The sequence below is a fragment of the Luteolibacter algae genome (assembly GCF_042683045.1).
In the GTDB taxonomy this organism is placed as follows: Bacteria; Verrucomicrobiota; Verrucomicrobiia; order Verrucomicrobiales; family Akkermansiaceae; genus Luteolibacter; species Luteolibacter algae.
On sequence record NZ_JBHUIT010000011.1, the window covers coordinates 16,942 to 43,109 of the forward strand.

Sequence of the window (26,168 nt, forward strand, 5' to 3'; positions counted from 1 at the left end):
AATTGCCGATGGCTTGGATTCTGCGGACTAAGGAGCACCTTGGTAGCCGACATGGCTCAGGTGATACATTGCTGCCGCGTTCCCGGAGCTACAAGGTCGTGTTCGGCAAACGGAGAAGCTCCAGAATGCGCTGTAAATCGTCATTTCCATAATACTCGATCTCGATTTTACCTTTCTTCGTAGAGTGGTTGATCGCGACATGGGTGGCGAGATGTTCCTGGAGACGTTTGGTAAGTGCCTGGACGTGGATATCAATCTCCCGCAGCGGAGTTTTTTTCTGATCCGCATCCCCGGACGGGTTGGTCAACAGGGACTGGGTGAGCTTTTCAGCGGCCCGGACGGTGAGCTTGCGGCGGATGATCTGATCTGCAGCCAGTTTCTGGGTATCCGAGTTCTTAAGCGCGAGAATTGCTTTCGCGTGGCCAACGGTGATGTGACCTTGGGCAAGATTCAGCTGAATATCGGAATGAAGATCGAGCAGGCGCATTGCGTTCGCCACCGAGGCCCGGGATTTACCCACCCGTGTGGCAATCTCTTCCTGCTTGAGGGAAAACTCCTTCGCCAGGCGAACGTAACCAGCGGCCTCTTCGATGGGATTGAGATCCTCGCGTTGGAGGTTCTCGATAAGAGCCATTTCCAAAACATCGCGATCCGATGCCGCTCGCTCAATGACAGGAACCGTTCCAAGTCCGAGTTTTTTGGAAGCTCGCCACCGGCGCTCTCCCGCGATCAGTTCATACTTCCCATCGACCACCCGCGCAATGAGTGGCTGGATAATCCCATGTTGGCGGATGGACTCCACAAGATCATCCAGTGGAGCATCGACAAACTGATTCCGCGGCTGCAACGGAGATGCAACGATCTGGTCGATCGCGACATCGCGAACGCGCGATAAATCATCGGTAGAGTCTTCAGGTGCTTCGCCTGGAAGTGCCTGATTCTTTTTGATGAGGGCGCCGAGTCCTTTGCCGAGTGCTTGCTTTGCCATGGGAGGGGGAGTGTGGATAAAACCGCAGTGAAGGGAAAGCAGATTTCGATGCCTGCGTGCAAATGAAGCGGGCGTTGGATCCCGCGTGCCGATTTTTCCGGCAGGTCTCAGGGAATCGTAATCTGTAAAACAGTTGTTTGCTCACTGGCGGCCATCTTGCCGGATCCTTTGGGTAGCAATAGCGTCTGGCCTTTGGTATGCGAATTATCCAGTGATCCGCTGACGATTGTGATCAGAGAAAATTGATCCGCCGAGGGATTCCCAATACTTTCTCCCTGGGCGAGATGATGGAGTGTGGTCTTGAAGTAGGGGCATTCTGCCAAGGTGTTGCCTTCGGGTTGATCCATCCGGGGCTCGAAATCGTGGAAATCGATACAAGCAAGCGACTGCTCTACGTGGAGTTGGCGGGGATTGCCTTCGGCATCGGTTCGGTTCCAATCGAACACCCGATAGGTGGTATCCGAATTTTGTTGGATCTCATGGATGAGGAATCCAGCCCCGATGGCGTGCAGGCGACCTGACTCAATGAAAATTGAATCGCCTTTTTCCGGTGCGATGGAATGGATCTGCTCCTCGACGCTGCCTTCCTTGATGGCCATTTCGAACGAGTCCCGCGTGGCACCGTTTTTCATGCCAACGTAAAGTTTGGAGTCTGGCTTGCAGTCTGCAATGAACCACATTTCGGTTTTTGGCTCACCGCCCAGATTTTCCGCGATTATTGCCGGAGGGTGAACTTGAACTGAAAGATCATCCGCGGCATCAAGGATCTTGATCAATATGGGAAACCTCTCGGAATCCGGTAGATTACTGCCGAAAATTTCCGGACGATGGTTTTTCCATAGATCGTGCAGTGACATGCCTTTGTATTCGCCCCCGGTCACTATCGATTGAGCGTCCGCCCGATCGACGATTTCCCAAGCTTCGCCGAAAGGTTTATCGGCTTCCGGGAGGCTACGTGAGTAGAATGTCTCTAGCTGACGGCCGCCCCAAATGCGTTCCATATAAAGCGGTTTGAAAGTGATGGCTGGCATATGCGGGGGATCATGCAATTACAGACAGATATGGAAAGCCGGTATTTGTAACTTTTTAGTGGGATATACCGGTCTGTGAAGCATAGATTGGAACCATGGCATGGGTGCTTTTTTTTGATGGTGATTGTGGATTTTGTAATAAATCCATTCAGCGGGTTCACCGGATCGACACACATCAGCGGGTAGATTTTGCCCCACTTCAGGGGGAATTATCGAGAAGTCTCGGCTTGGAGAAATATGCCAGCCTGAATGGAACCATTGTGCTCTTGGATGAGGAAAGCGGCGCGAAATTCTTCAAATTCGAGGCCGTATCCCAGCTGGGGAAAATACTGGGCGGGGTTTATAGGCTGCTGGGTTTTCTTTTGAGGCTATTCCCGTTGTTTCTCACAAATCGGCTGTATGATCTTATTGCGAGACATCGGTATCTCCTCGTCGGCAAAACAGCCGGATCCTGCGGCTTTCCAGACGAAAACTTCCGCAAGAGGATGCGCCATTAGATGACTGGCATCGCCATGATGTTCCAGGCCACGTTTAACTCACTCAATAAAGCGATCAAGCGCCTGCATGAGCTCCGGATTGCGTTTAATCATGAATTTCTCCGATGGCTCGATGGAAAGGCGTTTCCCCGCAGAATTCTGGAAATGTAGGATAACTGGTGTCTGCCCGGGGTGGCTGACAAGTTCTTCGTGGATTTGCTTCAAATCTTCCGGTGTGTGAATGTGTGTCCAAAGCAGCAGCTCCAGGGGGCCCTTGGTGCTTTTTCCGCGTTTGGGCTTAAGCTCGTCTAGGCTATTGCCCGTCAACCGGCGCCCGCCCGTGCGATCATCGACCTGGATGGCGATTTTGAGTTTAACAATATTTCCCGGGACAAGAATTCCCGAGTCTCTTGCCGGTGTGAAAGACTCCGACCAGAGCATGATCTCACACGATCCGGTGAAATCCTCGATGGTGAGGATCCCGAAAGGTTTGCCTGCCTTCGTCATGCGTGATTCTACGGAACGGATCATCCCGGCGATGGGATAGCGTTCGCGTGGATTGATCAGCTCGATCTCATCGATCAGTCCGATCTTGTTATATTTGTCGGAGTCCAATACGCCGCGGAATTTGTCCAACGGATGGCCGGTTACATAGAATCCAAGTAGCTCTTTTTCGTGAGCCAGCTTGTCATCCTTCGACCACTCTTCGATCGCATTTGCCGCAGGTGAGTCTCTGGTGATCGGCGGCGGGGCGAAATCCATGGCGTCGAACAATGACACCTGCCCGGAGGCCTTGTCCCGCTGTGCTGCGGAAGCAGAAGCAACGACTTGCTCCAAACGGGCAAACATCGAAGCGCGGTTCTCGCCCGTCCAGTCGAGAGCACCAGCCTTTACCAGGTTCTCGAGGATCCGTTTGTTGATGACCTTTGAATCAAGACGGTTTGAAAAATCCTCCAACGATTTGTAACCACCGCTCTCCACCCGCTCGCGGATCGCAGCCGCCATTGCCGCCTCACCACAGTTTTTGATTGCGGCAAGTCCGTAGCGGACACCTCTGCCCCCGCTGGGAGTTTCTTCGGGGGCGAAACGTAAAAGTGATTTGTTGAGATTGGGTGGCAGGATTTCGATCTTCATCTTGTGACACTCGGCCACGAAAACGGTGATCTTATCGGTGTTGTTGATTTCATTGGAAAGCAATGCCGCCATGAATTCCACGGGATGGTTTGCCTTCATGTAGGCTGTCCAATACGAGATGTGGCCGTAGCATGCGGAATGGGATTTGTTGAATCCGTAGCCCGCGAATGCATTGATTTTATCAAAGATTGCGTTAGCAAGTTTTTCGCCAATGCCATTGGTCTCCTGCGCACCTTTGATGAACTTGACCCGCTCTTCCGCCATTTTTTTGACGTCCTTTTTACCCATTGCCCGGCGAAGGAGATCGGCGCCCCCCAGCGTGTATCCGGCGAGCACTTTGGCTGCATTCTGCACCTGCTCCTGATAAATCATGACGCCATAGGTATTGCCACAGATGGTTTCGAGAAGCGGATGCTCATACATCGCCTTTTTCCCCTTTTTGACATCAAGCATCTGATCGATGAACTGCATCGCTCCGGGGCGATAGACAGCAATAAGGTCGATAATGTCATCGATACTACGAATCTCGTATTTCTTGCACGTTTCGACCATGCCTCCGGACTCCAGCTGGAAGACCCCCATGGTTTCGCCGCGGTTCAACATGTCGAAGGTTGCCTGATCATCGAGCGGGACTTTTTCGATATCAAAATCGGGGGTGTGTTTGCGGATATGGTTCACCGCATCCTGAATTACCGTGAGGTTTTTCAAACCGAGGAAATCCATTTTCAATAAGCCGACCTCGGTGATCGCTCCCATATCGTATTGAGTGACGACTTCGCCTTCGTTACCCCGTGTCAGCGGGACATGTTCGTCCAATGGCCTATCGCCGATCACAACACCGGCAGCGTGGATCCCAACGTTCCGGTTGATTCCTTCCAGGCGTAACGCGTAGGACCAGAGTTCCTTGTAGGTGGAGGAGGACTCGATAAGCTCGCGGAGCTCTTCTTTGGTGTCCCACTCCTTCTGAAGGGTGACTCCCGGCTTCGCTTCGATCATTTTTGAAATACGGTCCGCCTCCCCGTATGAAACGCCCATGACTCTCGCTACGTCACGGATCACCGATTTCGCTCCCATGGTGCCGTAGGTAATGATGTGTGAAACGGACCGTTCCCCATACTTTTTACGCACGTAATCAATGACTTCGGCGCGCCGGGACTGACAAAAATCGATATCGACATCGGGTGGCGAAACCCGCTCCGGATTGAGGAATCGCTCAAAAAGGAGGCCGAATTTCAGGGGGCAGATGTTTGTGATTCCCATTGCGTAGGAAGCAAGCGATCCCGCCGCCGATCCCCGGCCCGGTCCCACCGGAATATCATTATCGCGGGCCCACTGGATGAAGTCCGCGGTTATAAGGAAGTAGGACGCGAATCCCAGACTATTGATGGTGTCGACCTCGTATTTCAAGCGCTCTTGAACCTCCGGCGAATTGGCCCGTTCTTCGCCATAATGTCTTACCACACCTTCCTGGCAGATCCGCATTAGATATTCCTCCCGGGGAGAACCATCCGGGGTGGGGAACTGTGGGTATTTTTCCGAAGATGTGGAATCCAGCTTGATGTTCACGTTGCAACGCTCTGCGATTCTCAGGGTATTGTCGCAGGCTTCGGGAATATCTTTGAAAATTTCCCGCATTTCCTCCGCGGTTTTGAAATGAACCTCCGGATTGTAACGCATGCGATCCTCGTCGATAATCATCGCGCCTGTGCCGATACAGATCATGACGTCGTGAGCCTCATGGTCGCTACGGTTCAAAAAATGAACGTCATTGGCAGCGACGACAGGCAGCGCCAGCTCCTTAGCCATGGCGACAAGCTGGGGGATAAGATTTTGCTGAGCCTCCAATCCGTGATTGTGAAGTTCCACGTAGAGATTGTCCTGTCCGAAGATGTCACGGAGTTCCGTCATCGTTTCCAGTGCTTTCTCTTGTTCACCCTTGAGAAGCCATTCGTTTACCGGACCCGAGATGCAGCCGGAGAGACAGATGATTCCGTCTGAATGAGCGCGGAGAATATCACGATCCACCCGCGGTTTGCCGTTATAGGAGCCTTCCAGATGACCAATCGAGACGAGCTTGGAGAGATTTTTCCATCCCTCGTCAGTCTCCGCCAACAATGTGAGATGCGTTGCCGATTTACGGTTGAGGATCTTCTTTTTCTGGCTCATCGCCTCAGGAGCAAGATAGATTTCACAGCCTAGGATCGGTTTCACTCCCGCTTTCAGGCAAGATTGATAGAACTCGATCGCTCCGAAGAGATTGCCGTGATCTGTCATTGCCACAGCTGGCATGCCGAGCTCCGCTGCCCGGGCGGCCAGTTCCTTGGTGCGGATCATACCGTCAAGGAGTGAAAATTCTGTATGGAGATGGAGATGAACGAAGGAGTCTGACATGCGCGCGGTAAAGCTTATCTGGGTGGGCGGGAGAGGGAAGCGGATTTGGGGATTTTGGCAAGCAATGGAAGTAATGAAGCGCTAATCAAATAATCCAGTTGATTTTGGAGCCATGCATGGCTTGCATGGGCGTCCGCCGCAATGGCGAAAGAATTTTATGTCCAACCATACCACATTAGACGCTGAAACAGGAAGCCCGTTGGGAGAAATTTCGCAAGCGCCGCCGGCTTTGGAGGTATTTCTCGATAAGCATCAGATGAAATTGATCGTCATCGCAGTGATTCTTACGATCTTGACTGCCGCCTATGTTGTTTACAGTGGCATCAAGCAGGGAGGTGAGGAAACAGCTGGAGAACTTCTCACAAAAGCCGTCGATTCCGAGGATTTACAGTCGGTCGTAAAAAATCACGAGGGCACCGCCGCAGCGAACAGCGCAAAGATCCTGCTCGCGGAAAAACAGTGGGAAGAGGGCTTGCAGGATGAGGCAATCTCCACACTCCGCGCTTTTGTGGAAAACGAAGGCGAACACCCCGCACGTCCGAGCGCCGAGGCAAGCCTGGCGACGAAGCTTGCCAGCCAGGGAAAAGCCGACGAAGCGGTGGAACTACTCAAAAAACTCACGGAAGACTCCGATTCGCGTTATCTTGCGCCCTTTGCCTGGATCACTCTTGGTGACCTGGAGGCATCTAAAGGTAACGTGGAGGCTGCGGTGAAGGCTTATGAGACTGTCGGACGGGATTTTCCGGGAAGCTCCTTCTCCCAAGAGGCAACATTGCGCTCCCAAGTGGTAAAGGCTAAAGCGCCAGCGCTGGTTTCAGCTCCAATCACAGTCCCTGAAGTCAAGCTGACAGGAGAGGATGATGAAAAGGCCCCGGCTGGAGATCTTGAAATCAATGATCTTATCGACGCTGTGAAAGATGGTGCAAATGAGACGCCTTCACTGCCTGAATAGTTTGCAAGGAACCCTCTAAAATCATGCCCCAAAGAGTGGGGAAATCCCGTTGACATACCTAAAATTTAAACGTTTATTTCCATCGTGTTTAAGAAAGTTATTGGCCAAGAAGCAAGCGAATCCAACAAGCCATCGCTGACCACTCCTGAAGAGCGTGCGCCTCAGCCGGCCGCTCCGACACCATCAAGAGAAGCTCCGGCTTCAAGTTACTCCGCACCAGCGGCTCCACAGAGCTCTCCATCGGCAAGACCTGCGTCCGGGAATACCCGAAACGTTCTCTCCTCGGACGTGGAGATCAAAGGAACAGTCAAATTCCAGCATGATCTCATCGTCGATGGAAAGATTGAGGGAGACATCCAGTCTACCGGCAATCTGACCGTTGGTGAAAATGCCCGTCTCAAAGCTGAAATCAAAACCGGGACAGTGATCGTCTACGGCAAGGTTCATGGTAATATGACGGCAACAGACCGGGTGGAACTGAAATCGAGTGCTGAAGTAGTCGGTGATATCAAGGCTAAAACTCTCACCATTGAGGCTGGTGCCATCTTCGTCGGTAAATCCACCGTGGGCACTCCTTCCCAAGCTTCCGCAGCTGATTCCAAGCCTGCCCAAGCTTCACAGCAGGCACAACCTGCCAAGTAACTTTTCGTCGAGAAAAGTTTTTTACAAACAAGCATAGTCAAGTATGGGTGTTGAGTTTAACAGCCGGCGTATAGAGCTTGTTTGTCCGAAGTGTGAGAATCACCAAATGGAACCATCCATGGTGATCTCAACGCTATGCCGGAGCTGCGGCCAGCACATGGATGTGAAGGACGGGAAGCCTGTCCTTCGGCCGAAGTATGCTACTCGGTTGGCCTCCAGTTCCAAGCCTCCTATCCAGCATCCTACAATTGGCGAGGCATCCAATGTCTCAAAGATAGAACGGATTACGCCCGTTTTAAGACTGAAGAATTTTTTCAGGCGTGAAATCGTCAAGCGCGAAATCGAGTGTTATCACTGCCAGAAGTTATTCGAAGTCGTGCCGGATGCTCAGTCCAGCCAGTGTCCGAAATGTGGTGGATACATAAGCCTGCGTGATTACGAAGTAGATCACGCATGGAGACGCCGGATTCAAACCAGGGGGGATGTGACAATTCTCAAGGGTGGATCAATCAATGGCGTCCATGTTCAATGTCATGATCTCACGGTATTGGGACAGCTTGCGGCATCCGTTGAGTGTTCGGGCACACTCAAGATCAGGAGTCATGGAAAGATCATTGGGAACGTAAGATGTGGGGAGCTTCGCGTAGAACGGGGCGCTATTGTCGAATTCCAAGGGGATGTTCACGCAAAGAGTGCCTACATCGATGGTCAGGTGAAAGCCCAGTTGACGTGCAGCGAGAAAATCACTCTTGAGAAAAAGGCACATCTTCAAGGACTCGCACGGGCTGCGGGGCTGGTGGTTAAGCCGGGAGCAAAACATTCTGGAGTGATGGAAGTGGTGCGCGGTGGTGCGGATGCATCGTGATAGACTTCGATTCAAACTTGCATATTCCCGTCTGGGTGGGGACATTTGCCCATGCAAGCAGCCCTCGATTTGAAAGACGAGATTCTCGAACTCAAGCGCACTCAGAATGCGGTTATTTTAGCCCATAATTACCAGACTGGAGATATCCAGGACGTCGCGGATTATGTCGGCGATTCTTTGGGGCTGGCTTACAAGGCAAAAGAAACCAACGCCGATGTTATCGTGTTTTGCGGAGTGCATTTCATGGCTGAGACTGCGAAAATCGTAAATCCAGGCAAGATCGTCGTATTGCCGGATAAAGATGCCGGTTGCTCGCTTGAGCAATCTTGTCCCGCTGACCAGTTGGAAGCTTTCCTGAAAGAGAATGCCGAGAAAAATTATTACGTGATCGCATATATCAATTGCTCGGGTGGAGTCAAAGCGCTGTGTGATGTCATATGCACCTCGGGAAATGCGGTGAAAATTGTCAACCAGGCTCCGGCTGACCGGCCCATCCTTTTTGTTCCTGATGCAAATTTGGGAGCATGGGTCATGGAACAAACGGGTCGCAAGATGGATTTGTGGCAGGGTGCTTGCTACGTCCACGTGGAATTTACGAGAGATTCGATCAACCGCATCAAGGAAGAATATCCAGACGCACTGGTGGTTGCTCATCCCGAGTGCACTCAGGCGGTAAGATTGCTAGCCGATGAAGTTTGCTCCACCGAAAAAATGGTTCATTACTGCAAGGATGCGCCCGTAAAGGATATCATTGTTGTTACGGAAAGCGGCATGCTGCATAGACTAAGACGCGAATGCCCGGATAAAAATCTTATAGCCGGCCCTACCGATCGCTGTGCGTGTGCGGATTGTCGCTATATGAAAATGAACACGATGGAAAAGTTGCGGAACTGCCTTCGTGATCTTCAACCCAGGGTCGAAATGGATGAGGAGGTCCGCAGAAGGGCTGAGTTCCCTCTATTGCGCATGCTGGAGCAATCGAAATGATTTGCAATTCATTCTCCCCGATGATTACGTATTTACGTTGTCAATGCGTCAAAAATTGAAAATGCGTTTGACGTATCCGCAGTTTAACATCTCAATCTTCCTATCTGATTTATGAAAAACCCAAATACTTTAAATTCTAAAAAAGGATTCACTCTAGTGGAATTGCTTGTCGTAATCGCGATCATTGCTGTCCTTGCAGCCGCTGGTTTCGCAGGCGGCACGGCCGCGATGAACAAGGCCCGCAAAGTAACAGCTCAGGCATCTGCCACTTCGGTTCAGACAGCAATTGAACAATTCTACGCAGAGTATTCGGCCCTTCCTGATGTTGAAGAGCAGACAGATACTTCTGAGGGGGAATTGTTGAATATCCTTGCTGGTCTTGAAGGCACCGGAAATAATATTCAAAATGACCGTAAGATCCGTTTCCTTTCATTGAAGGAGTCGAAAAATGGTAAGCGCGACGGGGTGGTTTACTCCGCTAATGGCAGTTCCATCGATAGCTTGCTCGATCCATGGGGGCAGCCGTTTTACGTCGTTTTGGATACAGATTATGATGACCAGATCAGAGTTACTCCACAGGGTAGTTCTGCGGTGACTCTCAATGGCCGCCGTGCCGCCGTTTATAGCCTGGGTGTTGAGAGCGTTGGCGAAGCAAAACCAAGCACTTTGGTCAAGACTTGGTAATTATCCCAAACTAGTCTTTTTTACAAAAGCCCGGTGGTATGATTTGCCACCGGGCATTTTTTATACACAAAGAAGACAACGGTTGAAAATCAAGTTTGCTTAAAGACTTTTTGCATCTAGAATTTTGCTGCTATGAAACTCGTTTTGATTCTAATCACCAGCTGCACTTTGATATCCTGCAATACTACCATCGGCCTTTGGCGCGATACGAAGGATGGCTATCATTGGACAAAAAATAAGATTCAAAATTCTGGCAGCAACAGTGGGGGACAGGAATACGAATACGGTGCACCAGTCTACTAGACAGTTGTAAGAACTGTTACAACAATTTGTAGATCAGGAAGACACTGATTCCTGCAAATATTACAAACTCTCCCGGTTAGCGAAAAGTTGTCTTGGATAGGGACAGGGCTTAGGACACTTTCCGAGTGTCGAGTTCGTAGTGAGCTATTTCTGAATAGATTTTCCTAATAGCCCGACTTAGTCGCGATTTTAAGATTACTGCCATGAAAAAAGAATTAGGAGCGATTTCACAACAGGCCTTCCCCAAAATTTTTCCGATGACGCTCATGGGACTGGTCACAAACATGGCCATGGGCGCTGGCTACTATCTGCCGAATCAAGACGCCTTCGCTACCGCCAAAGGTAATGCGTTTGTAGCGACCGCCGATAATGCCTCCGCAGTATTCTATAATCCTGCCGGGATGACCCAATTGGAGGAACCCCAGGCACAAATCGGATTTTATTCTATTATTCTCGGAAACGAGGCGAATGTCATGGGGCAGTCTGTCGATGCAAATACGGAGCTTCAGGTCGCACCTAGCTTATATTATGTCAGACCGCATAACGATCGGCTTTCCTATGGTTTTTCCCTGAATAGCCCTTTTGGACTGGGAACTGATTGGGGGAGGGATACGAGCTTTAGCTCTGTCGTTACCGAGGCGCGCCTGACTTATCTATCGGCGACGTCGGCTGTCGGATTCAAACTTACCGATGAACTATCCATCGGAGCGTCGATCTCTGCGAATTATGCGGATCTCACACTGGAGCAAGGATCGGGTATTCCCAATCAATTTCTCCGATTTGAAGGTGATGACGTGGGGCTTTCCGCAGCTGTCAGCCTGCGCTGGCAGCCAGCACCGAAACATGCGTTTGGTTTAGTATATGCCACCGCTTCAACGTTCGATCTAGAAGGGGAAACGATCTCGAATTTCGTTCCTGGTGATCGTGGCGCGGAAATTGATTTCCAGACTCCTTCAAGGATTGCCGGTGGATATTCCTATCGTCCAGCGCCAGGCTGGAATATCGAAGCCAATATCGAGTGGTTGAATTGGGACTCGCTGGATAGCTTAACCTTGGAATCTCCCAATGTGCTCGGACCAACCGAGGTTCCATTCAATTGGCAGTCATCCTTCATTTATGAAATCGGTGCTTCTTATATAACTCCAGAGGGATATGTTTTTGCTGTGGGATATGACTTCAATGCCAATTCGCAGCCCGATCGAGATTTTACTCCCGGTGTTTCCGATGCCGACAGACATTGGTTCAATCTAGGTTTCGGCAGGAAATCTGAATCATATAATTGGATGTTGGCCTACCAGTTCGGTTATTCTAACCGCACGGTGGACGGAGCTTCTAACCCCTTGGCGAATGGAAAGTATAAGTCCCGACACAATGCTCTCGTTCTTTCATTGCAGAAAAATTTCTGATGAGTGCCGATATAAAACGAAGAGTCGTTGTAACCGGAGCTAGCTCTGGAATTGGCCGAGAAATTGCCATAATGTTGGCCCAGCCAGGTGTTTGTCTTTGGATTTTTGGTAGAGGCCCCGAGCGTCTTAAGGCAACAGGCGACCTTGCCCGGGAAAAGGGAGCGGAGGTGCAGACGGTAATTCTCGACTTCTCACATATTGACGAATTAACGGAAATTCTTAATGTTAATTTTCCTGAGGACTTACCGATAGACAGTGTTTATCTTGCTGCAGGAATGACGTCGTTCGGAGAATTTCAGTATTTGAAGAGCGAAGATTTGGAGCTTCTATATAAGGTCAATTTATTGAGTCCTATCCAGATGTGTCATCATTTTTACAGGCATATGATAGCTCGTAAGTCCGGCGAAATTGTGTTGGTTTCCTCCCTGTCGGCATTTACCGGATACCCGACTGCCAGCTTTTATGCGACCACCAAAGCTGGTCTGCTCGGTCTATATAAGAGCTTGGTTTATGAAGGAAAATGTCACGGTGTATCAGTCGTTCATGTGGCAGTAGGGTATGTAAATAGCAGTATATATAAAAATGCCATTTATAGGAATACGACGTATGAGCGGACAATGAAATCCATAAAAAAACTAGGATTTGCTATTTTGGAACCCCGTGAAGCGGCGCAAAAAATTGTTAGGGGTGTTGAGAGAGGTAAAACAAATTTTGCGACACCGGCATATGCGACGTTGATGAAATGGATTGCTCCCCGTGTCCCGAGGCTTGTGAATCTGGTTCACAGACGAATGCTCAAAATTCACAACAGTATTTTATGAAACCTTCGGATAAAATGATCGAACTTTTCGAAGGAGCAACGGTCGTTCTGACTGGCGCTGCATCCGGGATAGGGCGGGCATTGGCGACCTTGCTTTATCAATGTGGAGCTACCATCCACGCATTTGACATAAATCAAAATGGCTTGGACGAATTGGTTGGGAGTCTTTCCGGTAAAAACGGGAAGATCCATCCTCGATGCGTCAGTGTGAGCGATCTAGCTGAGTATTCGCTAGCTGTAGATGAAGTTTATAAAATTTCGCCAAAAGTGGACTTTTTGTTCAATAACGCAGGGGTAACACTGTTGGGCGAAGCCCAGAATTTACCATTTGAGCGGTGGAAATGGCTTTTGGACATTAATCTAATGGGAGTCGTAAACGGAACCCATCTGATATATCCCAAAATGATAGCCGAAGGCTCGGGACATATCATCAATACTGCCTCTATTGCCGGATCTACCGGATACGCGACTGCTGCCGCCTATACGGCTTCCAAGGGTGCTGTTCTGGAGTTTTCAAGATCCTTGCGTGCGGAGGCATGTAATCACGGAATTAGGATATCGGTAGCTTGTCCGGGCTATGTAAATAGCTCTATCTTCTCCCAGGATCGCATTGTAGGGGCAGACAGAGAATCGATGATCAAAGACCTTCCCGTAAGAATGTTGACCCCTGAGATGGCGGCATGGGGTTTTCTCGATGGAGTCGTAAAAAATAAGGAGAAGATTATTTTCCCCTTCACTGCAAAATTCCTTTGGACCTTATCCTGTTGGACCCCATCATTATTGGGGATCTTCCATAGACGGTTTATGAGAATTTTTCAACGGCACTAGATTTCGCTCTTCTCTGTTCGCTGTTCGCTCGCGAACTCTACGATTTTGACAATCGTAAGGGGTAGACTGATCCTTTTGTGATCAGTTCGCCCATCCCAGTTTCTCCATCACTCGTTCCGTTTCTTGTAACTGGAAATCAGAAGGAGCAATCGAGTAATATTCCCGGAAATCCAGGTAAAAATCTTTCTGTGAGCTGAATCCAAGGCGATCTGATACCTCCTTTATGGAAAGGCCTCCGCGTAGAAGATTGCGGGCAAAAACCATTCTCTCTGATTTAAGCCATTTTTTCGGACTCATTCCCAGTGCCTCCGTGAAAATCCGGCGGAAATGACGGGGTGACACCTCAAGCAAAGAACACATGGCATCAATACGGTAGCCGCACTGGAATGCGAGCTTGGAGAGGGGAACTCCCTGTCCGTTCGTGGGGATATAGATAACCATCCCATCCCGCTGGACTACCTTTAAATCTTTATGAACATCTGCCATGCCTATTTCACATAAGGTCAACGGGAGTTGTTTGTCAACTTTTTAAAGATAATCCAGAGAGGGTAGCGGGGCGATCAAAGAATCCCGAGAGCTGCCGAAACAAGAAGCTCGTCCTCGATGAGCCATTTGGCTGCTTGGGAACCAGCTGTCTGGTCAGCTGATCCAGCTCTTTCTACCCGTGGGCTGACCGTCAACTGTAGAGTAGCGGCACGTTTGCGCGTAACCGCGAAACCGGAGTCATAAATTCCCATGATGGCGGCCAGCACAGCGATCGCATCCTCAGAGACTCTGGGATCACTTTCATTGCCAAGTATCGCCTCAAGAAGAACCGGTGTGGGATCGGTTTCGGCACAGATTTCGGTCGCATCCTCATTGACAGTAAGACCATTGGCTCCTGCAGATGTGAGCGCTTCTGCAAGATTTTTGACCCGTCCCGCGCAATCCGACGCTTTGATTGCCGATGGAAGCTTCTGCTCAAGAAGAGTCGCCAGTTGCAGTTGCCGCGCATGGAGTTTGCTCAGATTCGGAGTGGAGGTATCATTCCTTGATTCGGTAGCGGCATCAGGTGAGGAAATGGCGAGACGAATGAAGGATGCAATAGCTTCTGCGGCGTTGGCGGAAGGAATCGCTGCACAAACGGGCACGAATGCGAAAGCCGCAAGCCGATTGGCGAGTAGAACATTGCCGACAGCGAGCATCTTGGCACCCATGAGAGCATCGCGCTCACGTTTCACAATGTAGAATTCCATTGCACGGCGCAAAGTGATTTCCAATTCCGGAATATCCCAGGGCTTAGTAATATAACGGAAGATGCCTCCTTGGTTCACCGAGCCGATAGCCGCATCGATATCGGCATATGCTGTTGAAAGGATTTTGATAACATCCGGATAATCGGCAGCGATCTTTGTGAGGAAACCTACACCCGTTTCATTAGGCATTCTTTGGTCGGTAACAATAATTCCGATATCGTCCGCGTTTGCGCGGAAGACTTCCAGAGCTTGCACGCCGTCCTCTGCCTCCAGGATGCGGAACTTGCGTCCAAAAAGGCGTTGGAAGTATTTACGGGAGTTGGCTTCGTCATCAACGAAGAGGATAGCATGCCGTTGGTAGTCGTAGGTGTCGTTTTCTGAGCTCATGTTGATAAATGGTTCGCAGGGTCCGCGAGCGGATCTGGATATGAATTTGATTCTTTGTCCTGTTCTTGTGCTGAATTGATGTTTGGAAATAGCAATCGAATTTCTGTGTAGTCATAAGGTCTACTCATGACTTCCGCATTCACTTTATGATTCTGTAATATTTGATGGGTGATTGATAAGCCAAGGCCCATGCCCTGGCCAACATCTTTTGATGTAAAGAAAGGGTCGAAAATCTTACCGACATCTTCAGCTGGAATGCCTACTCCGTTGTCACGGACAGTAATCAAAGTATTATCACCATCATTACCAGCGAATACTTTAATTTTACCTGCTAGATCAGGTTCTTTCTTCTTCCGTTCATTGATCGCATCAATGCTGTTCTGGAAAAAATTTATAAAGACCTGAACCAGTTGATTCGAGTTGGCCAGGATCTGTTGCGGATCGTCTTTCTTCAAAACGATTTCAATGTTTGCTCCCGCTTGGTGGTTCATCATGCGGATAGAGCGTTCCAAAATTTCGCAAGGATCCACGCGATCCTTGGGTGATTCCGCATTCTCATCACGGGTGAACTGGCGAAGATCAATTACGATTTGTGAGACGCGCCCGACACCCTCTTGGATATCTTTCAAAGTATCCTCGAAGTCTGCCCGATCATCATCCGAGATATCCTGCGCATATGTCGCAAGTGCATGTAGCCCTGCATTCGCATAGTTCAGCGGATTGTTGATCTCGTGGATAATACCGGCACTCATCCGGCCAAGAGCCGATAACTTTTCATTCCGGAGTAAGAGCACTTCGTTTTCCTTGATTTTTTCCAAGGCGCTTACCAACTCACGATTGATATCCGACATTTCCCGGCGGAAGCGTCCCATCAGGATCTGGTTTTGGAGTCGAAGACCGAGCTCAGCGGTTGAGAAAGGTTTGGTTAGAAAGTCATTCGCGCCGGCTTGAAGGGCTGCAAGCTTTGTCTGTTCATCCGCACGAGCGGTAAGGATGATCACCGAAGTATCCCTGGTTGAATGATTTTCCCGGATGCGACGACAAACTTCCACGCCATCGAGCTCCGGCATCATGTGATCCAGAAGTGCGATCTGCGGCTGGTGCAATCGCGCCAGTTCCAGCGCTTCCGCACCATCGGCAGCCTCGATAATCTCCACATTCTCAAGCTGCATGATGAGAAATCTGCGAATGTCCGGCTCGTCATCGGCGATCAGAACCAACGGTCTGGCATCGCTATGCCGTGTTCCAATATGAGGTGCTGAATGCATCTGCCCATTCAATCCCTGAGATTTGCGGCTCCGTGGTTGGGAAGGCATCGCCAACGCGGCTTTCCGGTGGATCTCTTCGATTCCACGTCCGGTAACCATGGCTTCGATGGTGTTTTCGTCAATGGTTGCCGCTTCGACAGGGAAGGTAATCGTGAAATGGGTCCCGTATCCTACCCGGCTGGTGACAGCGACTTTTCCACCCATTGATTCAGTAACCGAGCGGACAAGAGCTAGACCGATGCCGGATCCTTGGAATTTCCTCGTAGAAGAGGTATCAACCTGCCAGAAACGATCAAAAATACGATCCAGATTGTCTTCTGGAATTCCCACGCCGGTGTCTTTCACCGAGAGCTCGAGCCCTTGATCATTGACCAATAAGTCGACGTCAATAGTGCCGCCGGAGGGAGTGAACTTGATCGCATTGATAACCAGATTGAGAACAATCTTATCAAATTTATCCCGATCCAATAAAATTGTCGGATGAATACTTTCGCAGCTCCAAAGCAGAGCGACATTATCCTGTTCGGAAACATGGCGCAGTGATTTCAGCAAACCTTCGAAATGTGGCTCCACAGGAGTTGGCTGAAACTGCAAATCAGCATGGCCGGTATCGAAACGGACAAGATCCAGCAAATCGTCGATGAGTTTCATCAACCGCAGGCCGTTCTGATCCAAAAGACGAACCATCTCCGAGATATTCTGCGTGTCCGGGGTATCCTTGACAACAGTTCCCAGGCGTTCGCTGATACCCAGCATGATCGTCAACGGAGTGCGGAGCTCATGGCTGATGTTCGCAAAAAAGCGTGTTTTCGCTTCATCTAGTTCTCCCAAACGTTCGTATTGCGAGCGCAGGGTTTCGCGGGAGTTTTCGACCTCGGCCCGCAATGCGAACTCGCTCAAACGCAACCGTTCATAGAAATAACTTCCGACAATCACAAAAACCGACGTAACAAAGAGGAAGTAGCTATTATTGAATAAAATGGGAAACGACGCCTTTTCGAAAGCGAAAATTACACTGATTGCATAAAATACGGCACAGATGAGTGTCATATTCAATGACCTCCAGAAATTCCAGCGTAGCAAGAGAGAAAGGCCCACCAGCACAAGGTTGAGGCCTGCGTAATAGACCGAATTGCCCCCACCAGTGAAATAGATCATTGCGCAGATCGAAATCATCGGTAGCAGCGCAATCCATCCTGATATAAAATCTCCACGTTTCGAGCCACTACGACCTTTTAATGTGAAATATATGATCAGAAGTAATATGCTACATATGATTCTGATTACAAAAAACAGCCGAAGATAATCTGGAAAGACGATGATATCCAGTGTGCCGCCAGCGACCATGAAAATAGCAGCAAGAATGGCCGCCCTTCGTGCATTTACAAAGGAGACCTTACGTTCGTATTTCTTGAACGCTACCAGCACAGACTCGGATATACCGGCCGTCTCTGACTCAGTTGCCACCAATTTCAATTTCCAGGAAAAGGTTCACCCCTGTGGAATCCGCTTTGATTTCGTATGATGTGACTGGCACATTATCCGGAACGAGATCCTCCATTTCTGCGTTATCCCGGTAAATGAGGTTCCACTCCATGACATACTCCATCCAGGCTTTGCGGGGATTCGCGGCGGCCACATTCGTTACAATCACACGGCCACCTGGTTTTACCATCGTGCAGAAAAGCTCTACCAGACGCTTGCATACACGCTGGGAAAGGTAATCGAAGAGACCGGCACAATATACCACGTCGTAATTATTAAAATCTTCCTCGCCGCCCTGGGTTGCCGCACGCAGCAACTGATGAACGGAACGCTGGAAATAACGGACTTGCGTTTCCCGTCCACCAGCCATTCTGGCTTCATTGATTCTCGCCCGGGTATATTCAAGTGTCTCGGCGTTGAAATCGAGAAGGTCAATCTCGGCCAGATCACTTTCATCACAGTCTCTGAGGAAACGCTGAACCTCTACGGCAGGGCCGCATGCAAGGTTGAACACACGGGTTTTACCCTTGGAAACGCGTTTCTCGCATTCTGAACGTAATAGTTCGACCAGGAAATCAATACGGTTACGGTGTGCTACGACAGGCTCCGTATTCAGCAACGCGAAGTTAAGAATTTTGGCAAACGCCGAGGAACCCTCATACGGATCTCTCAGCATCATATTCACCATCTCGTAATCGCCTGCGTAGCCCAACGGCTTTGTATAGGTTCTAAATAGGAAAGGGGAGCAGAGCACGATCGGGTGGAGCTGTCGCCGCACATAGGATTTATGCACCGCCATGCCTGTATCATCAATTTCCTTGGCGACCATTTCAAAACGTTCCATCGATGGGATGACTTCCTCTACCACCCTCTGCTCAACCTTGGAGAAAATTTCCCTCTCCAAATCCTCACGCCGTCTGGTTACCGTTGTGCGGATTCCAACATCGATTCCAGTCAGCCAATGTTGCACTCCGGAAAGCATGCTGGCGAGATCCGCCACCACGATCTTGAAAGGATCCTGAACCTCGTTGCCGCTCTTCCATTCGCTCATGAAATCCGAGAACTGGGCCTTGAGATCCGTATTGCCGGCATCCTGACCCAACTCTGCTGTTATGCCGGCTAAGAAATCCACTTCCACCCAGCCTTCATCAAGCATTGCCTCGCAGACGAGAACAATTCCGGTGTTCAAAAGGTTGCTCACCACCGCCTTGCCATTGTAGAGTAGACGCCTTGAAGCCATGATACGGAAATCTGACAAAACCTCAGATAACTGTAAGATACTGTATGGGTTATAAACTTCGAATACGACGGAATAGCGTTTGATGCGCAGCAAGTTGGCGGTTAGCTCCGTTCCTTGGCTATTGCGGCACGTAATAACGCTCTGGGTTGATTTTGCCTTGTTTAGATCCATTCTTAAATTCTGTGGATTCGACTTTGCAAGTTTCGAAAATTTCCACAAGTCCCTAAGTTTAAAAAGTCAATATTAGTGTAATATGGCCGTTTTCCGATAATGTTGGCCGTTTTTCGGTAGTCAAAAATCTTCCCAGATTAGAATTTTCGGTTAACTTACTACCAACGGAGGCGATCAATCAGTGTAAGCCGATTGAAAACCTCTGCGACATATCCTTATGTCTTTGATGATAGGTTCGAAGGAAATGGTAGGATCCGGGGGGAACCCGCCTTGCCTTCGAAATCGGTCCGAAGACACTTTGGGGGGAAATGTGCAATAGCAGGCGCGAACCGGTTACGGTTCGCGCCTCTTTTCTTTCGGAAAAGTGTGACATTTCCGTGTTATGGCCGTTTTTCCCTAATCAAAAGTCTGTAACCGGAGTGCCACACTAGCGTATGCTTCACGAATCAAAGAAGAGTTCGCACGTCATGCACAGTGCCCTGTTCTTGATCCGGAGTTTTGAGTAAGATGTCAGCGATGCTGGAGGTTATGGATACCGGGGGGTATTCGCTCCGGGATGAATCTTTTTTGAAAGCTTTTTCTTGAGTGTATAAATTGCAAGGCGCGGGTGGGAAACTGCCCGCGTCTGTTTTTTTGTCTGCCGACTCCGCTTGCCAAGTCGTTCTCTTCCGCATAATTCTCCCTGCGATGAAACGACGACTCGTATTACTATCAATGCTGGGATTTGCCTTTCTTGGCTCATGCAACGCGGAAAAACAGGAGGAAACCTCCACTGCGGCAAAGCCTGTGGACGCAACCGAAAATGTGTCCACCAGAGTTCGTCTTAAAACCAATCAGGGCGATATTGTTCTGCAACTTGATGCTGAAAAAGCTCCGGTAACCGTGGCTAACTTTCTCAAATACGTGAATGTGGGGCATTACAATGGCACCGTTTTTCACCGGGTGATCAATGGATTTATGATCCAGGGAGGCGGTTTCGCTATGGACAGCGGCAGATTGGTCGAGAAAGAGACCGGTGAAGGAATCAAAAACGAAAGCCAGAATGGCTTGAAAAATGATGAAGGCACAATCGCGATGGCACGGACGTCCGATCCTGACAGCGCCACTGCCCAATTTTTCATCAATGTTAGCGACAATGCGGCTCTCAATTATCCCAGTCACGGAGGATATGCGGTTTTCGGAAAAGTTGTCGAGGGGATGGACGTGGTAAATAAAATCAAAGGAGTGAAGACTGGCGAAAAAGAATTGATGATGATCCACCCCCATACAGGCCAGGCCATGGCATCTTCAGCGGAAGACGTTCCCTTGGAACCCATCGTGATTGAGGCTGCGACTGCTGAATAATTTCCCTATACTTTCACTCGTATGCAATTGTGGCTTTGCCCGCTCGTGGCATTTCTCATGGGCTCGATTCCTTTTGGTTATTTTATAGCGAAATCCAAGGGAATCGATATTCGTGATCATGGATCCGGTAACATCGGCGCGACAAACGTCTTCCGGGTGATCGGAAAAAAACAAGGGCTGATCTGCCTCTTTTTGGACGCGTTGAAGGGTTTTATTCCGGTGATTTTGGCGGTGAATCTCGTTCCGGTGCTTGGCCGTGATCCTGCAATTCAATTTGAATTACTGGATGCGTTTCAAATGATGCCTCCACCCGAGCAATTCACCGCCCAGCTTGTTCATGTTATCACGGCTTTGGCCGCAGTCCTGGGTCACAACTACTCTCCCTGGATTGGTTTCAAGGGAGGGAAGGGTATTGCCACATCCGCAGGAGTTATCATTGCTCTGATGCCGGCAGCAATCGTATTGCTTTTAATCATTTTCCTCGTGACCCTTCTGATCAGCCGCTACGTGGCTCTCGCCAGCATCGTCAGTGCAATCTCGCTGCCGATCCTAACCCATCTCGGAGCCAGATTCCATAAAACGCCGGATGGTATTAGCCTTTGGGAAGCTGGAACCTGGAACAAACCACTCTTCTTTTTCTCGCTAATCATTGGAATTCTTGCCGTGTGGAAGCACCGCACCAATATCGGACGATTGATGAGTGGAACGGAATCCCGCTTTGTATGGGGAAAGAAAAAGCACACAGTAACACCCGATGTTTAAATCTGCAGCTATCCTAGGCTCCGGCTCCTTCGGCACGGCGATCGCAAAAGTGGTATCCTCAAACCTCGAGAATATTCGTATCATCGGGCGAGATGAAGATTCCATTGCCTCGATCAATTCCAAGCACCAGAATCCCCGATATCTAAAGGAGATTGTTCTTCCCGAAAACATTTCCGCAACCACGGATTTGTCCGAGGCATTAGGTCATCCTCTCGTCATTTTTGCGGTGCCGACGAGTGCCACACGCGAATGCGCGGAAGCATTGCTCGCAGCCGGATTGGCAGCAGATGTGGTTCTGCTATCCTGTGCGAAAGGTATCGAAAAGGATTCGGGATTGAGGATGAGCGAAATCCTTCAGGGAGTGTTCCCCGAAAACCCGATCGCGGTGATGTCCGGGCCGAACCACGCTGAGGAAATGGCCGTCGGGCAGGCCACCTGTGCGGTCATTGGAGCTAAAGACAGTTCTCTCGCCGGCTCGCTGCAGGATCTCTTCACGCTTCCGTATTTCAGGCCATATACGAGCAATGATCTTGCTGGGATCGAGCTAGGAGGGGCGATCAAGAATATTTATGCGATCGCAGCGGGGATTTCCCACGGGTTGGGCCTTGGAGACAATGCCGTGGCTGCGATGGTAACTCGCGCACTCGCGGAAATGACCCGCCTCGGCACTGCTCTCGGCGGGCAATCGGAAACTTTTTCCGGGCTCTCGGGAGTTGGTGACCTCATTGTCACCTGCTTTTCAGCGCATTCACGCAATCACAGGGTAGGACTTGCTCTGGGCGAAGGCAAAACGCTTGATGAAGCGATCACGTCGCTCGGCATGGTCGCGGAAGGAGTGCCAAATACACTCTCTATTTATGAAGCAGCCCGTCGTGCCGGTGTCCGGACTCCTATCATCGACGCCGTTTACTCCATTATCTATAAAAATAAACCCGCTGCCGTAGCAATGACCGAGCTACTTACCCGGGATACGCGCAGCGAATGCGAATAATTTTACTCAAGCTCTGATATGACCGCCGAAGTTTCACCTGCCCGTCCGAATATTATCCGCCGCCTTTATGCCTGGACTGTCTCATGGGCAGATCATCCGGCGGGCACCTGGGCGCTGTTTTGCATCGCGTTTGCCGAATCATCATTCTTCCTTATTCCGCCGGATGTTCTGCTACTTGCCTTATGTTTTGGAGCCCGGGAAAAGTGGCTTAAATACGCCACGGTTTGCACGGCTGGTTCCGTATTGGGTGGGCTGCTCGGATGGCTTATCGGGTGGGGATTGTGGGAAAGCGTCCATGGATTGTTTATCCCACATTTGTTCTCCCAGGAAAAATTCGATCATGTGGGACTGCTTTATGAGAAAAATGCGTTTCTCGCGGTCTTTACCGCTGCATTCACACCGATCCCGTTCAAGGTTTTCACCATTGCCGCAGGTGTGTTCCATGTGAATATACCGCTGCTTCTAATGGGATCTCTGGTAGGTCGTGCTGGGCGATTCTTTATCGTGGCAGGCCTCATCCGGATCTTCGGTCAGAAAGTTCGGCCATTTATCGAAAAGCATCTGGAATGGTGTTTCATCATCGGCACTGTCCTACTGATTGGTGGCATCGCCGTGCTGAAACTTTCGCATTGAGGGCACTCAAGTGCCTTCGAGCGCCTTTTCCCGACTCTCTGCTGTCAAGGGAATGTCATTGGGCCCCGCAGGTGCCTCATATGATGTTGTTTGGTGCGTGCCCGAATCACCATGAGCCGGTCACTTCGTTGCGCAAGTGGATGAGGTATATTGTGAGCGATCACGGTTCCATGGAGTTGCTCGAGCTCCTTCTTATCGATTCCCCCCGAATTCGGGTCCGGTGATCTTGGTATAATAACGAAAGTATAGAGAAAGAAAAACCCGCTCGGTGTTTAAACCTAGCGGGCTGGAAAGTGAAAATACGCAGACTGGGACTCGAACCCAGGACCAATTGGTTAAAAGCCAACTGCTCTACCAACTGAGCTATCTGCGCGTTGGTTGGCCGCTTGTCGCGGGGGCGGCAAAGTAGTGTGAAACGACTAAAATTGGCAAGCTCATTCACGAAAAAAAGTGAAGTTTATGCCACTTTTCGAAATTCCGGAGGGTTCTCTCGGGACGTTCCAGATGAAAAAAGCCCATACCTGCTGCATTTGCGGCTGATCCATCGGCTTTTTCCGAATCGCCCACCAGGCATGTTTTTTTGAGTTTGGCTCCGGTTTTGAGAAGGAAGTTGTGCAAAATCGCCGGGTTTGGCTTTCTTGCTCCCACACTTGCGGAGGTGAAAATGTGCTCAAAATAGTGAGAGATTCCCAATTCAATTAAAATGCGGTTTAATCTGGAGTCGAAATTCGAGGTGATGACCATTCCGACACCTGCATCGCGGAATTGAGTGAGAACTTCCACCACATCATCGAAAAGCAGCCACGCGCTGCCCTTGGCATAGTGATCGAACAGTTCTTCGAATATCTCATTTATCGGGACTGAGGATGAATCGATGCCGGCCGCTGTGGCAGAATGAGTGACGACAGTTTTCCACCATTCACGCTCAACCGCATTTCCGGATGCTGTATCTGTATAAACGGGATCGGGAGTTTGTGAAAATGCCATCATGAAGGACTGCTTCCATATGGCAGGTGGGATCTCCGGGGCATATTTCGCAAAGCACCGCGAATAAACATTTGCGACTGGTTCCACTGGATCAAACAGGGTTCCAGCGGCGTCAAAGGCAATCCAGCATCTTTCGCTCATCGTTGTCCTAGGATGTGGGGTAAACGACTTCTTGTAGATACAATCCATCAGCTGGTGCGCACAATGGAGCTTTGCCGAAGGGCAGTCCTTGCGGCTGATCAAGCAGTGCTTCCAAGTCATCAAGCCGTAGTCTGCCCTGTGCTGCCTTTATGGCGGAGCCTGCGAGCATCCGAACCATTTTGTAGAGAAAGCCATCTCCGTGGAAGTTCATCCGGTAGCCGTCTGGTAGCATTTCCAGCTGTGCGGAAAAAACTGTGCGGGTGTAGTCTGTATCGGCTTGCTCATTTCCACGATAAGCGGCGAAAGCATGGAAATCATGCGTCCCGGATAAAGTGTCCAAAGCCCGCTGCAGAACATCCGCATCCAGCAGGCGGGGAAGATGCCACGCCAAGCCTGCCTTCAATGGCGGCAGCACAGGGTCCGTGCAGATATCGTAATGATATCTTTTGCCAATTGCAGAAAATCTGCTGTGAAAATCGGCGGGAACTTCCTCGCAGTTCATGACCCGGATTGTTGCCGGGAGTTTTGTGTTTAGCGCGGGCACCCAGTTATATGGATTCATTGAACTATCGTCTGGCGCATCAAAGTGTGCAACCTGGCCGGAGGCATGCACTCCGGTATCCGTGCGGCCAGAGCCATGAATGCGAAGCGGCTGCTTTGCGATTTCTTCAAGAGCTTCGTTTAAATAATCCTGAACAGTATTTCCTCCAGCCTGCGATTGCCAGCCAAGGTAGGGGCGTCCGTCGTAGGCGATCGTTAGCTTCATTCTCATGATGCTTCCTCCATCCACTGGTTGAGGATTTCGACCGCTGCCGCTTGATCGATTATCTTTTTCTGTTGGTGGGCTTTCCGACCGGCCGCGCGGAGTTTTTCCGAAGCCACCGAGGTCGTATAGGTTTCATCGACGAAAAACATCGGGATCTCCGGCATGGCGGCACCGAGTTTTTTGGCGAACGAGCGGACTTTCTCCGCAGAGCTTCCTTCCGTGCCGTCCAATCTTAATGGTAGACCGACAATGAGTGTTTTTATTTTCCGCTGGGAAGCGATCTCCGTGAGGCGGCCAATAGGGTTTTTGCAGTTGGTTGCCACGGTTTCCACCGGATGCGCCATGATGCCGAACTCATCTGTCGCGGCGACACCGATGCGGGCTTCGCCATAATCAATGCCGAGAGCGGGGTGAGGGGACGCATCTCCTGAAGAGGCGTCGGAAAAATGTGGGAAGTCTGTATTCAAAATATTGATGGAGAGTCGTCGGAAAGTGCCAGCGTTTACAAGTCTGACGATACGAAGCGGTTATACATCGGATAAAACACGATCTCAATGGCGATGCCGGGAATACTTTTTTCTCCCTGGGAGTGGGAATGATAGTTGCCTCCCACTAGCGAAAGCCCAGCGGCTTCCGTGCTGCCCCGGATATCCTTCTTGTCATCGCATCGGGAATTGAGAGGTTACCCGGGTAACGTGAAAAAGATCCTTCTTCTATTTCTGGTAAGCGTCCTCACCGTGTGTGCCGGGACGGGTGATGCCATCGTGGCTGCGGCCAAAAAGCAAATCGGTGTGACGCTAAGCTATGATCCGGCGTATGCCACACTGGCTTATCCCGGTGGCGATGTGCCAAGGGAATGGGGAGTTTGCACGGATGTCGTGATCAGAGCGCTACGTGACGGAATGGATGCGGATCTGCAGAAACTTGTCCATGAGGATATGGCAGGAAATTTTCCTAAATACCCGGGGATCTGGGGATTGAAGCGCCCTGATCGGAATATCGATCATCGCCGGGTGCCAAATTTGATAGTCTTCTTCAAGAGACAACATCAAAGCCTGCCAGTGTCTGACCCGATCCATAAAATGACCTTCCGCCCCGGAGATCTTGTCACCTGCACAGTTCCGCCACGTTTGGCTCATATCATGATCATAAGCGATAGAAAGAACGCCAAAGGTCTTGGCCTGACCCCATTTTCTGGACAGTTCTAAACTAGAGCTAACGTGGCTGGTGTTTGTCTAAGGAGAGGGGCGG

At 50.1% G+C, this 26,168-nt stretch carries 25 protein-coding genes and 1 tRNA gene; 15 read left to right on the forward strand and 11 right to left on the reverse strand.

Annotation, left to right across the window (positions count from 1 at the left end):
• Positions 1 to 88: 88 nt before the first annotated feature.
• Complete coding sequence (locus ACFSSA_RS08295; protein WP_386819968.1) at positions 89 to 988, reverse strand: ParB/RepB/Spo0J family partition protein; 900 nt, start codon at positions 986 to 988, stop codon at positions 89 to 91.
• Positions 989 to 1,095: 107 nt separating this feature from the next.
• Positions 1,096 to 2,019 carry a type I phosphomannose isomerase catalytic subunit gene (locus tag ACFSSA_RS08300; RefSeq protein WP_386819969.1) on the reverse strand — a complete coding sequence of 308 codons (924 nt, stop codon included), beginning with the start codon at positions 2,017 to 2,019 and terminating at the stop codon, positions 1,096 to 1,098.
• Between the two features lie 95 nt (positions 2,020 to 2,114).
• On the opposite strand from ACFSSA_RS08300, the gene ACFSSA_RS08305 reads away from it, so the two are divergent.
• Positions 2,115 to 2,516: a thiol-disulfide oxidoreductase DCC family protein gene (locus tag ACFSSA_RS08305; protein WP_386819970.1), complete on the forward strand. Its 402-nt coding sequence runs from the start codon at positions 2,115 to 2,117 to the stop codon at positions 2,514 to 2,516.
• Between the two features lie 39 nt (positions 2,517 to 2,555).
• Here ACFSSA_RS08305 and dnaE read toward each other — a convergent pair whose 3' ends face one another.
• Positions 2,556 to 6,020 carry a DNA polymerase III subunit alpha gene (gene dnaE, locus ACFSSA_RS08310; protein ID WP_386819971.1) on the reverse strand — a complete coding sequence of 1,155 codons (3,465 nt, stop codon included), beginning with the start codon at positions 6,018 to 6,020 and terminating at the stop codon, positions 2,556 to 2,558.
• Between the two features lie 157 nt (positions 6,021 to 6,177).
• Here dnaE and ACFSSA_RS08315 point away from each other — a divergent pair, with 157 nt between their 5' ends.
• From ACFSSA_RS08315 to ACFSSA_RS08355, 9 genes are all read left to right on the forward strand, one after another.
• A complete protein-coding gene (locus ACFSSA_RS08315) occupies positions 6,178 to 6,972 on the forward strand; it encodes a tetratricopeptide repeat protein (protein WP_386819972.1) in 795 nt (264 codons plus the stop codon).
• 84 nt (positions 6,973 to 7,056) lie between these two features.
• On the forward strand, positions 7,057 to 7,614 hold the full coding sequence (locus tag ACFSSA_RS08320) for a bactofilin family protein (protein ID WP_386819973.1): 558 nt from the start codon (positions 7,057 to 7,059) through the stop codon (positions 7,612 to 7,614).
• A gap of 106 nt (positions 7,615 to 7,720) precedes the next feature.
• Entirely contained in the window at positions 7,721 to 8,479 is a 759-nt protein-coding gene (locus ACFSSA_RS08325) for a bactofilin family protein (protein ID WP_386819974.1), read from the forward strand.
• A gap of 51 nt (positions 8,480 to 8,530) precedes the next feature.
• On the forward strand, positions 8,531 to 9,466 hold the full coding sequence (gene nadA, locus ACFSSA_RS08330) for a quinolinate synthase NadA (protein ID WP_386819975.1): 936 nt from the start codon (positions 8,531 to 8,533) through the stop codon (positions 9,464 to 9,466).
• 111 nt (positions 9,467 to 9,577) lie between these two features.
• On the forward strand, positions 9,578 to 10,150 hold the full coding sequence (locus ACFSSA_RS08335) for a prepilin-type N-terminal cleavage/methylation domain-containing protein (RefSeq protein ID WP_386819976.1): 573 nt from the start codon (positions 9,578 to 9,580) through the stop codon (positions 10,148 to 10,150).
• Between the two features lie 132 nt (positions 10,151 to 10,282).
• Positions 10,283 to 10,453, forward strand: a complete 171-nt coding sequence (locus ACFSSA_RS08340) for a hypothetical protein (RefSeq protein WP_386819977.1) — start codon at positions 10,283 to 10,285, stop codon at positions 10,451 to 10,453.
• Between the two features lie 203 nt (positions 10,454 to 10,656).
• On the forward strand, positions 10,657 to 11,859 hold the full coding sequence (locus ACFSSA_RS08345; protein WP_386819978.1) for an OmpP1/FadL family transporter: 1,203 nt from the start codon (positions 10,657 to 10,659) through the stop codon (positions 11,857 to 11,859).
• Positions 11,859 to 12,680, forward strand: a complete 822-nt coding sequence (locus ACFSSA_RS08350; RefSeq protein WP_386819979.1) for an SDR family NAD(P)-dependent oxidoreductase — start codon at positions 11,859 to 11,861, stop codon at positions 12,678 to 12,680. Before ACFSSA_RS08345 ends, ACFSSA_RS08350 begins: the two co-directional genes overlap by 1 nt.
• Positions 12,677 to 13,507, forward strand: coding sequence for an SDR family NAD(P)-dependent oxidoreductase (locus ACFSSA_RS08355; protein WP_386819980.1), 831 nt, complete (start codon positions 12,677 to 12,679; stop codon positions 13,505 to 13,507). Before ACFSSA_RS08350 ends, ACFSSA_RS08355 begins: the two co-directional genes overlap by 4 nt.
• Before the next feature lie 81 nt (positions 13,508 to 13,588).
• Here ACFSSA_RS08355 and ACFSSA_RS08360 read toward each other — a convergent pair whose 3' ends face one another.
• From ACFSSA_RS08360 to ACFSSA_RS08375, 4 genes are all read right to left on the reverse strand, one after another.
• Positions 13,589 to 13,993: a helix-turn-helix transcriptional regulator gene (locus ACFSSA_RS08360; RefSeq protein ID WP_386819981.1), complete on the reverse strand. Its 405-nt coding sequence runs from the start codon at positions 13,991 to 13,993 to the stop codon at positions 13,589 to 13,591.
• A 74-nt stretch (positions 13,994 to 14,067) separates the two neighbouring features.
• Positions 14,068 to 15,129, reverse strand: a complete 1,062-nt coding sequence (locus ACFSSA_RS08365; protein ID WP_386819982.1) for a response regulator — start codon at positions 15,127 to 15,129, stop codon at positions 14,068 to 14,070.
• Positions 15,126 to 17,864: an ATP-binding protein gene (locus tag ACFSSA_RS08370; protein WP_386819983.1), complete on the reverse strand. Its 2,739-nt coding sequence runs from the start codon at positions 17,862 to 17,864 to the stop codon at positions 15,126 to 15,128. The genes ACFSSA_RS08365 and ACFSSA_RS08370 overlap by 4 nt, the downstream gene beginning before the upstream one ends.
• On the reverse strand, positions 17,854 to 19,122 hold the full coding sequence (locus ACFSSA_RS08375) for a class I SAM-dependent methyltransferase (protein ID WP_386819984.1): 1,269 nt from the start codon (positions 19,120 to 19,122) through the stop codon (positions 17,854 to 17,856). The genes ACFSSA_RS08370 and ACFSSA_RS08375 overlap by 11 nt, the downstream gene beginning before the upstream one ends.
• A gap of 858 nt (positions 19,123 to 19,980) precedes the next feature.
• Between ACFSSA_RS08375 and ACFSSA_RS08380 the strand changes: the two genes are divergently transcribed.
• The 4 genes from ACFSSA_RS08380 to ACFSSA_RS08395 are packed head-to-tail and all read left to right on the forward strand — an operon-like array spanning position 19,981 to position 23,023.
• Entirely contained in the window at positions 19,981 to 20,637 is a 657-nt protein-coding gene (locus ACFSSA_RS08380; RefSeq protein WP_386819985.1) for a peptidylprolyl isomerase, read from the forward strand.
• Positions 20,638 to 20,658: 21 nt separating this feature from the next.
• Positions 20,659 to 21,399 (forward strand): glycerol-3-phosphate 1-O-acyltransferase PlsY, encoded by a 741-nt coding sequence (plsY, locus tag ACFSSA_RS08385; protein ID WP_386819986.1) that lies wholly within the window; start codon positions 20,659 to 20,661, stop codon positions 21,397 to 21,399.
• A complete protein-coding gene (locus tag ACFSSA_RS08390; RefSeq protein ID WP_386819987.1) occupies positions 21,392 to 22,390 on the forward strand; it encodes an NAD(P)H-dependent glycerol-3-phosphate dehydrogenase in 999 nt (332 codons plus the stop codon). The genes plsY and ACFSSA_RS08390 overlap by 8 nt, the downstream gene beginning before the upstream one ends.
• Positions 22,391 to 22,408: 18 nt before the next feature.
• A complete protein-coding gene (locus tag ACFSSA_RS08395; protein ID WP_386819988.1) occupies positions 22,409 to 23,023 on the forward strand; it encodes a YqaA family protein in 615 nt (204 codons plus the stop codon).
• Positions 23,024 to 23,323: 300 nt separating this feature from the next.
• On the opposite strand, the gene ACFSSA_RS08400 is transcribed toward ACFSSA_RS08395, so the two are convergent.
• The 4 genes from ACFSSA_RS08400 to ruvX all read right to left on the reverse strand — a co-directional run bounded on the left by ACFSSA_RS08400 (position 23,324) and on the right by ruvX (position 25,384).
• Positions 23,324 to 23,396, reverse strand: a tRNA-Lys gene (locus ACFSSA_RS08400).
• Positions 23,397 to 23,461: 65 nt separating this feature from the next.
• Positions 23,462 to 24,151 carry an HAD-IA family hydrolase gene (locus ACFSSA_RS08405; RefSeq protein WP_386819989.1) on the reverse strand — a complete coding sequence of 230 codons (690 nt, stop codon included), beginning with the start codon at positions 24,149 to 24,151 and terminating at the stop codon, positions 23,462 to 23,464.
• A 7-nt stretch (positions 24,152 to 24,158) separates the two neighbouring features.
• Complete coding sequence (truA, locus tag ACFSSA_RS08410; RefSeq protein WP_386819990.1) at positions 24,159 to 24,923, reverse strand: tRNA pseudouridine(38-40) synthase TruA; 765 nt, start codon at positions 24,921 to 24,923, stop codon at positions 24,159 to 24,161.
• Positions 24,920 to 25,384, reverse strand: a complete 465-nt coding sequence (gene ruvX / locus ACFSSA_RS08415; RefSeq protein ID WP_386819991.1) for a Holliday junction resolvase RuvX — start codon at positions 25,382 to 25,384, stop codon at positions 24,920 to 24,922. The genes truA and ruvX overlap by 4 nt, the downstream gene beginning before the upstream one ends.
• Before the next feature lie 228 nt (positions 25,385 to 25,612).
• Here ruvX and ACFSSA_RS08420 point away from each other — a divergent pair, with 228 nt between their 5' ends.
• The gene (locus ACFSSA_RS08420) at positions 25,613 to 26,125 is read left to right on the forward strand and encodes a DUF1287 domain-containing protein (RefSeq protein WP_386819992.1); all 513 of its coding nucleotides are present in this window, start codon (positions 25,613 to 25,615) and stop codon (positions 26,123 to 26,125) included.
• The last annotated feature ends 43 nt before the right edge of the window (positions 26,126 to 26,168 follow it).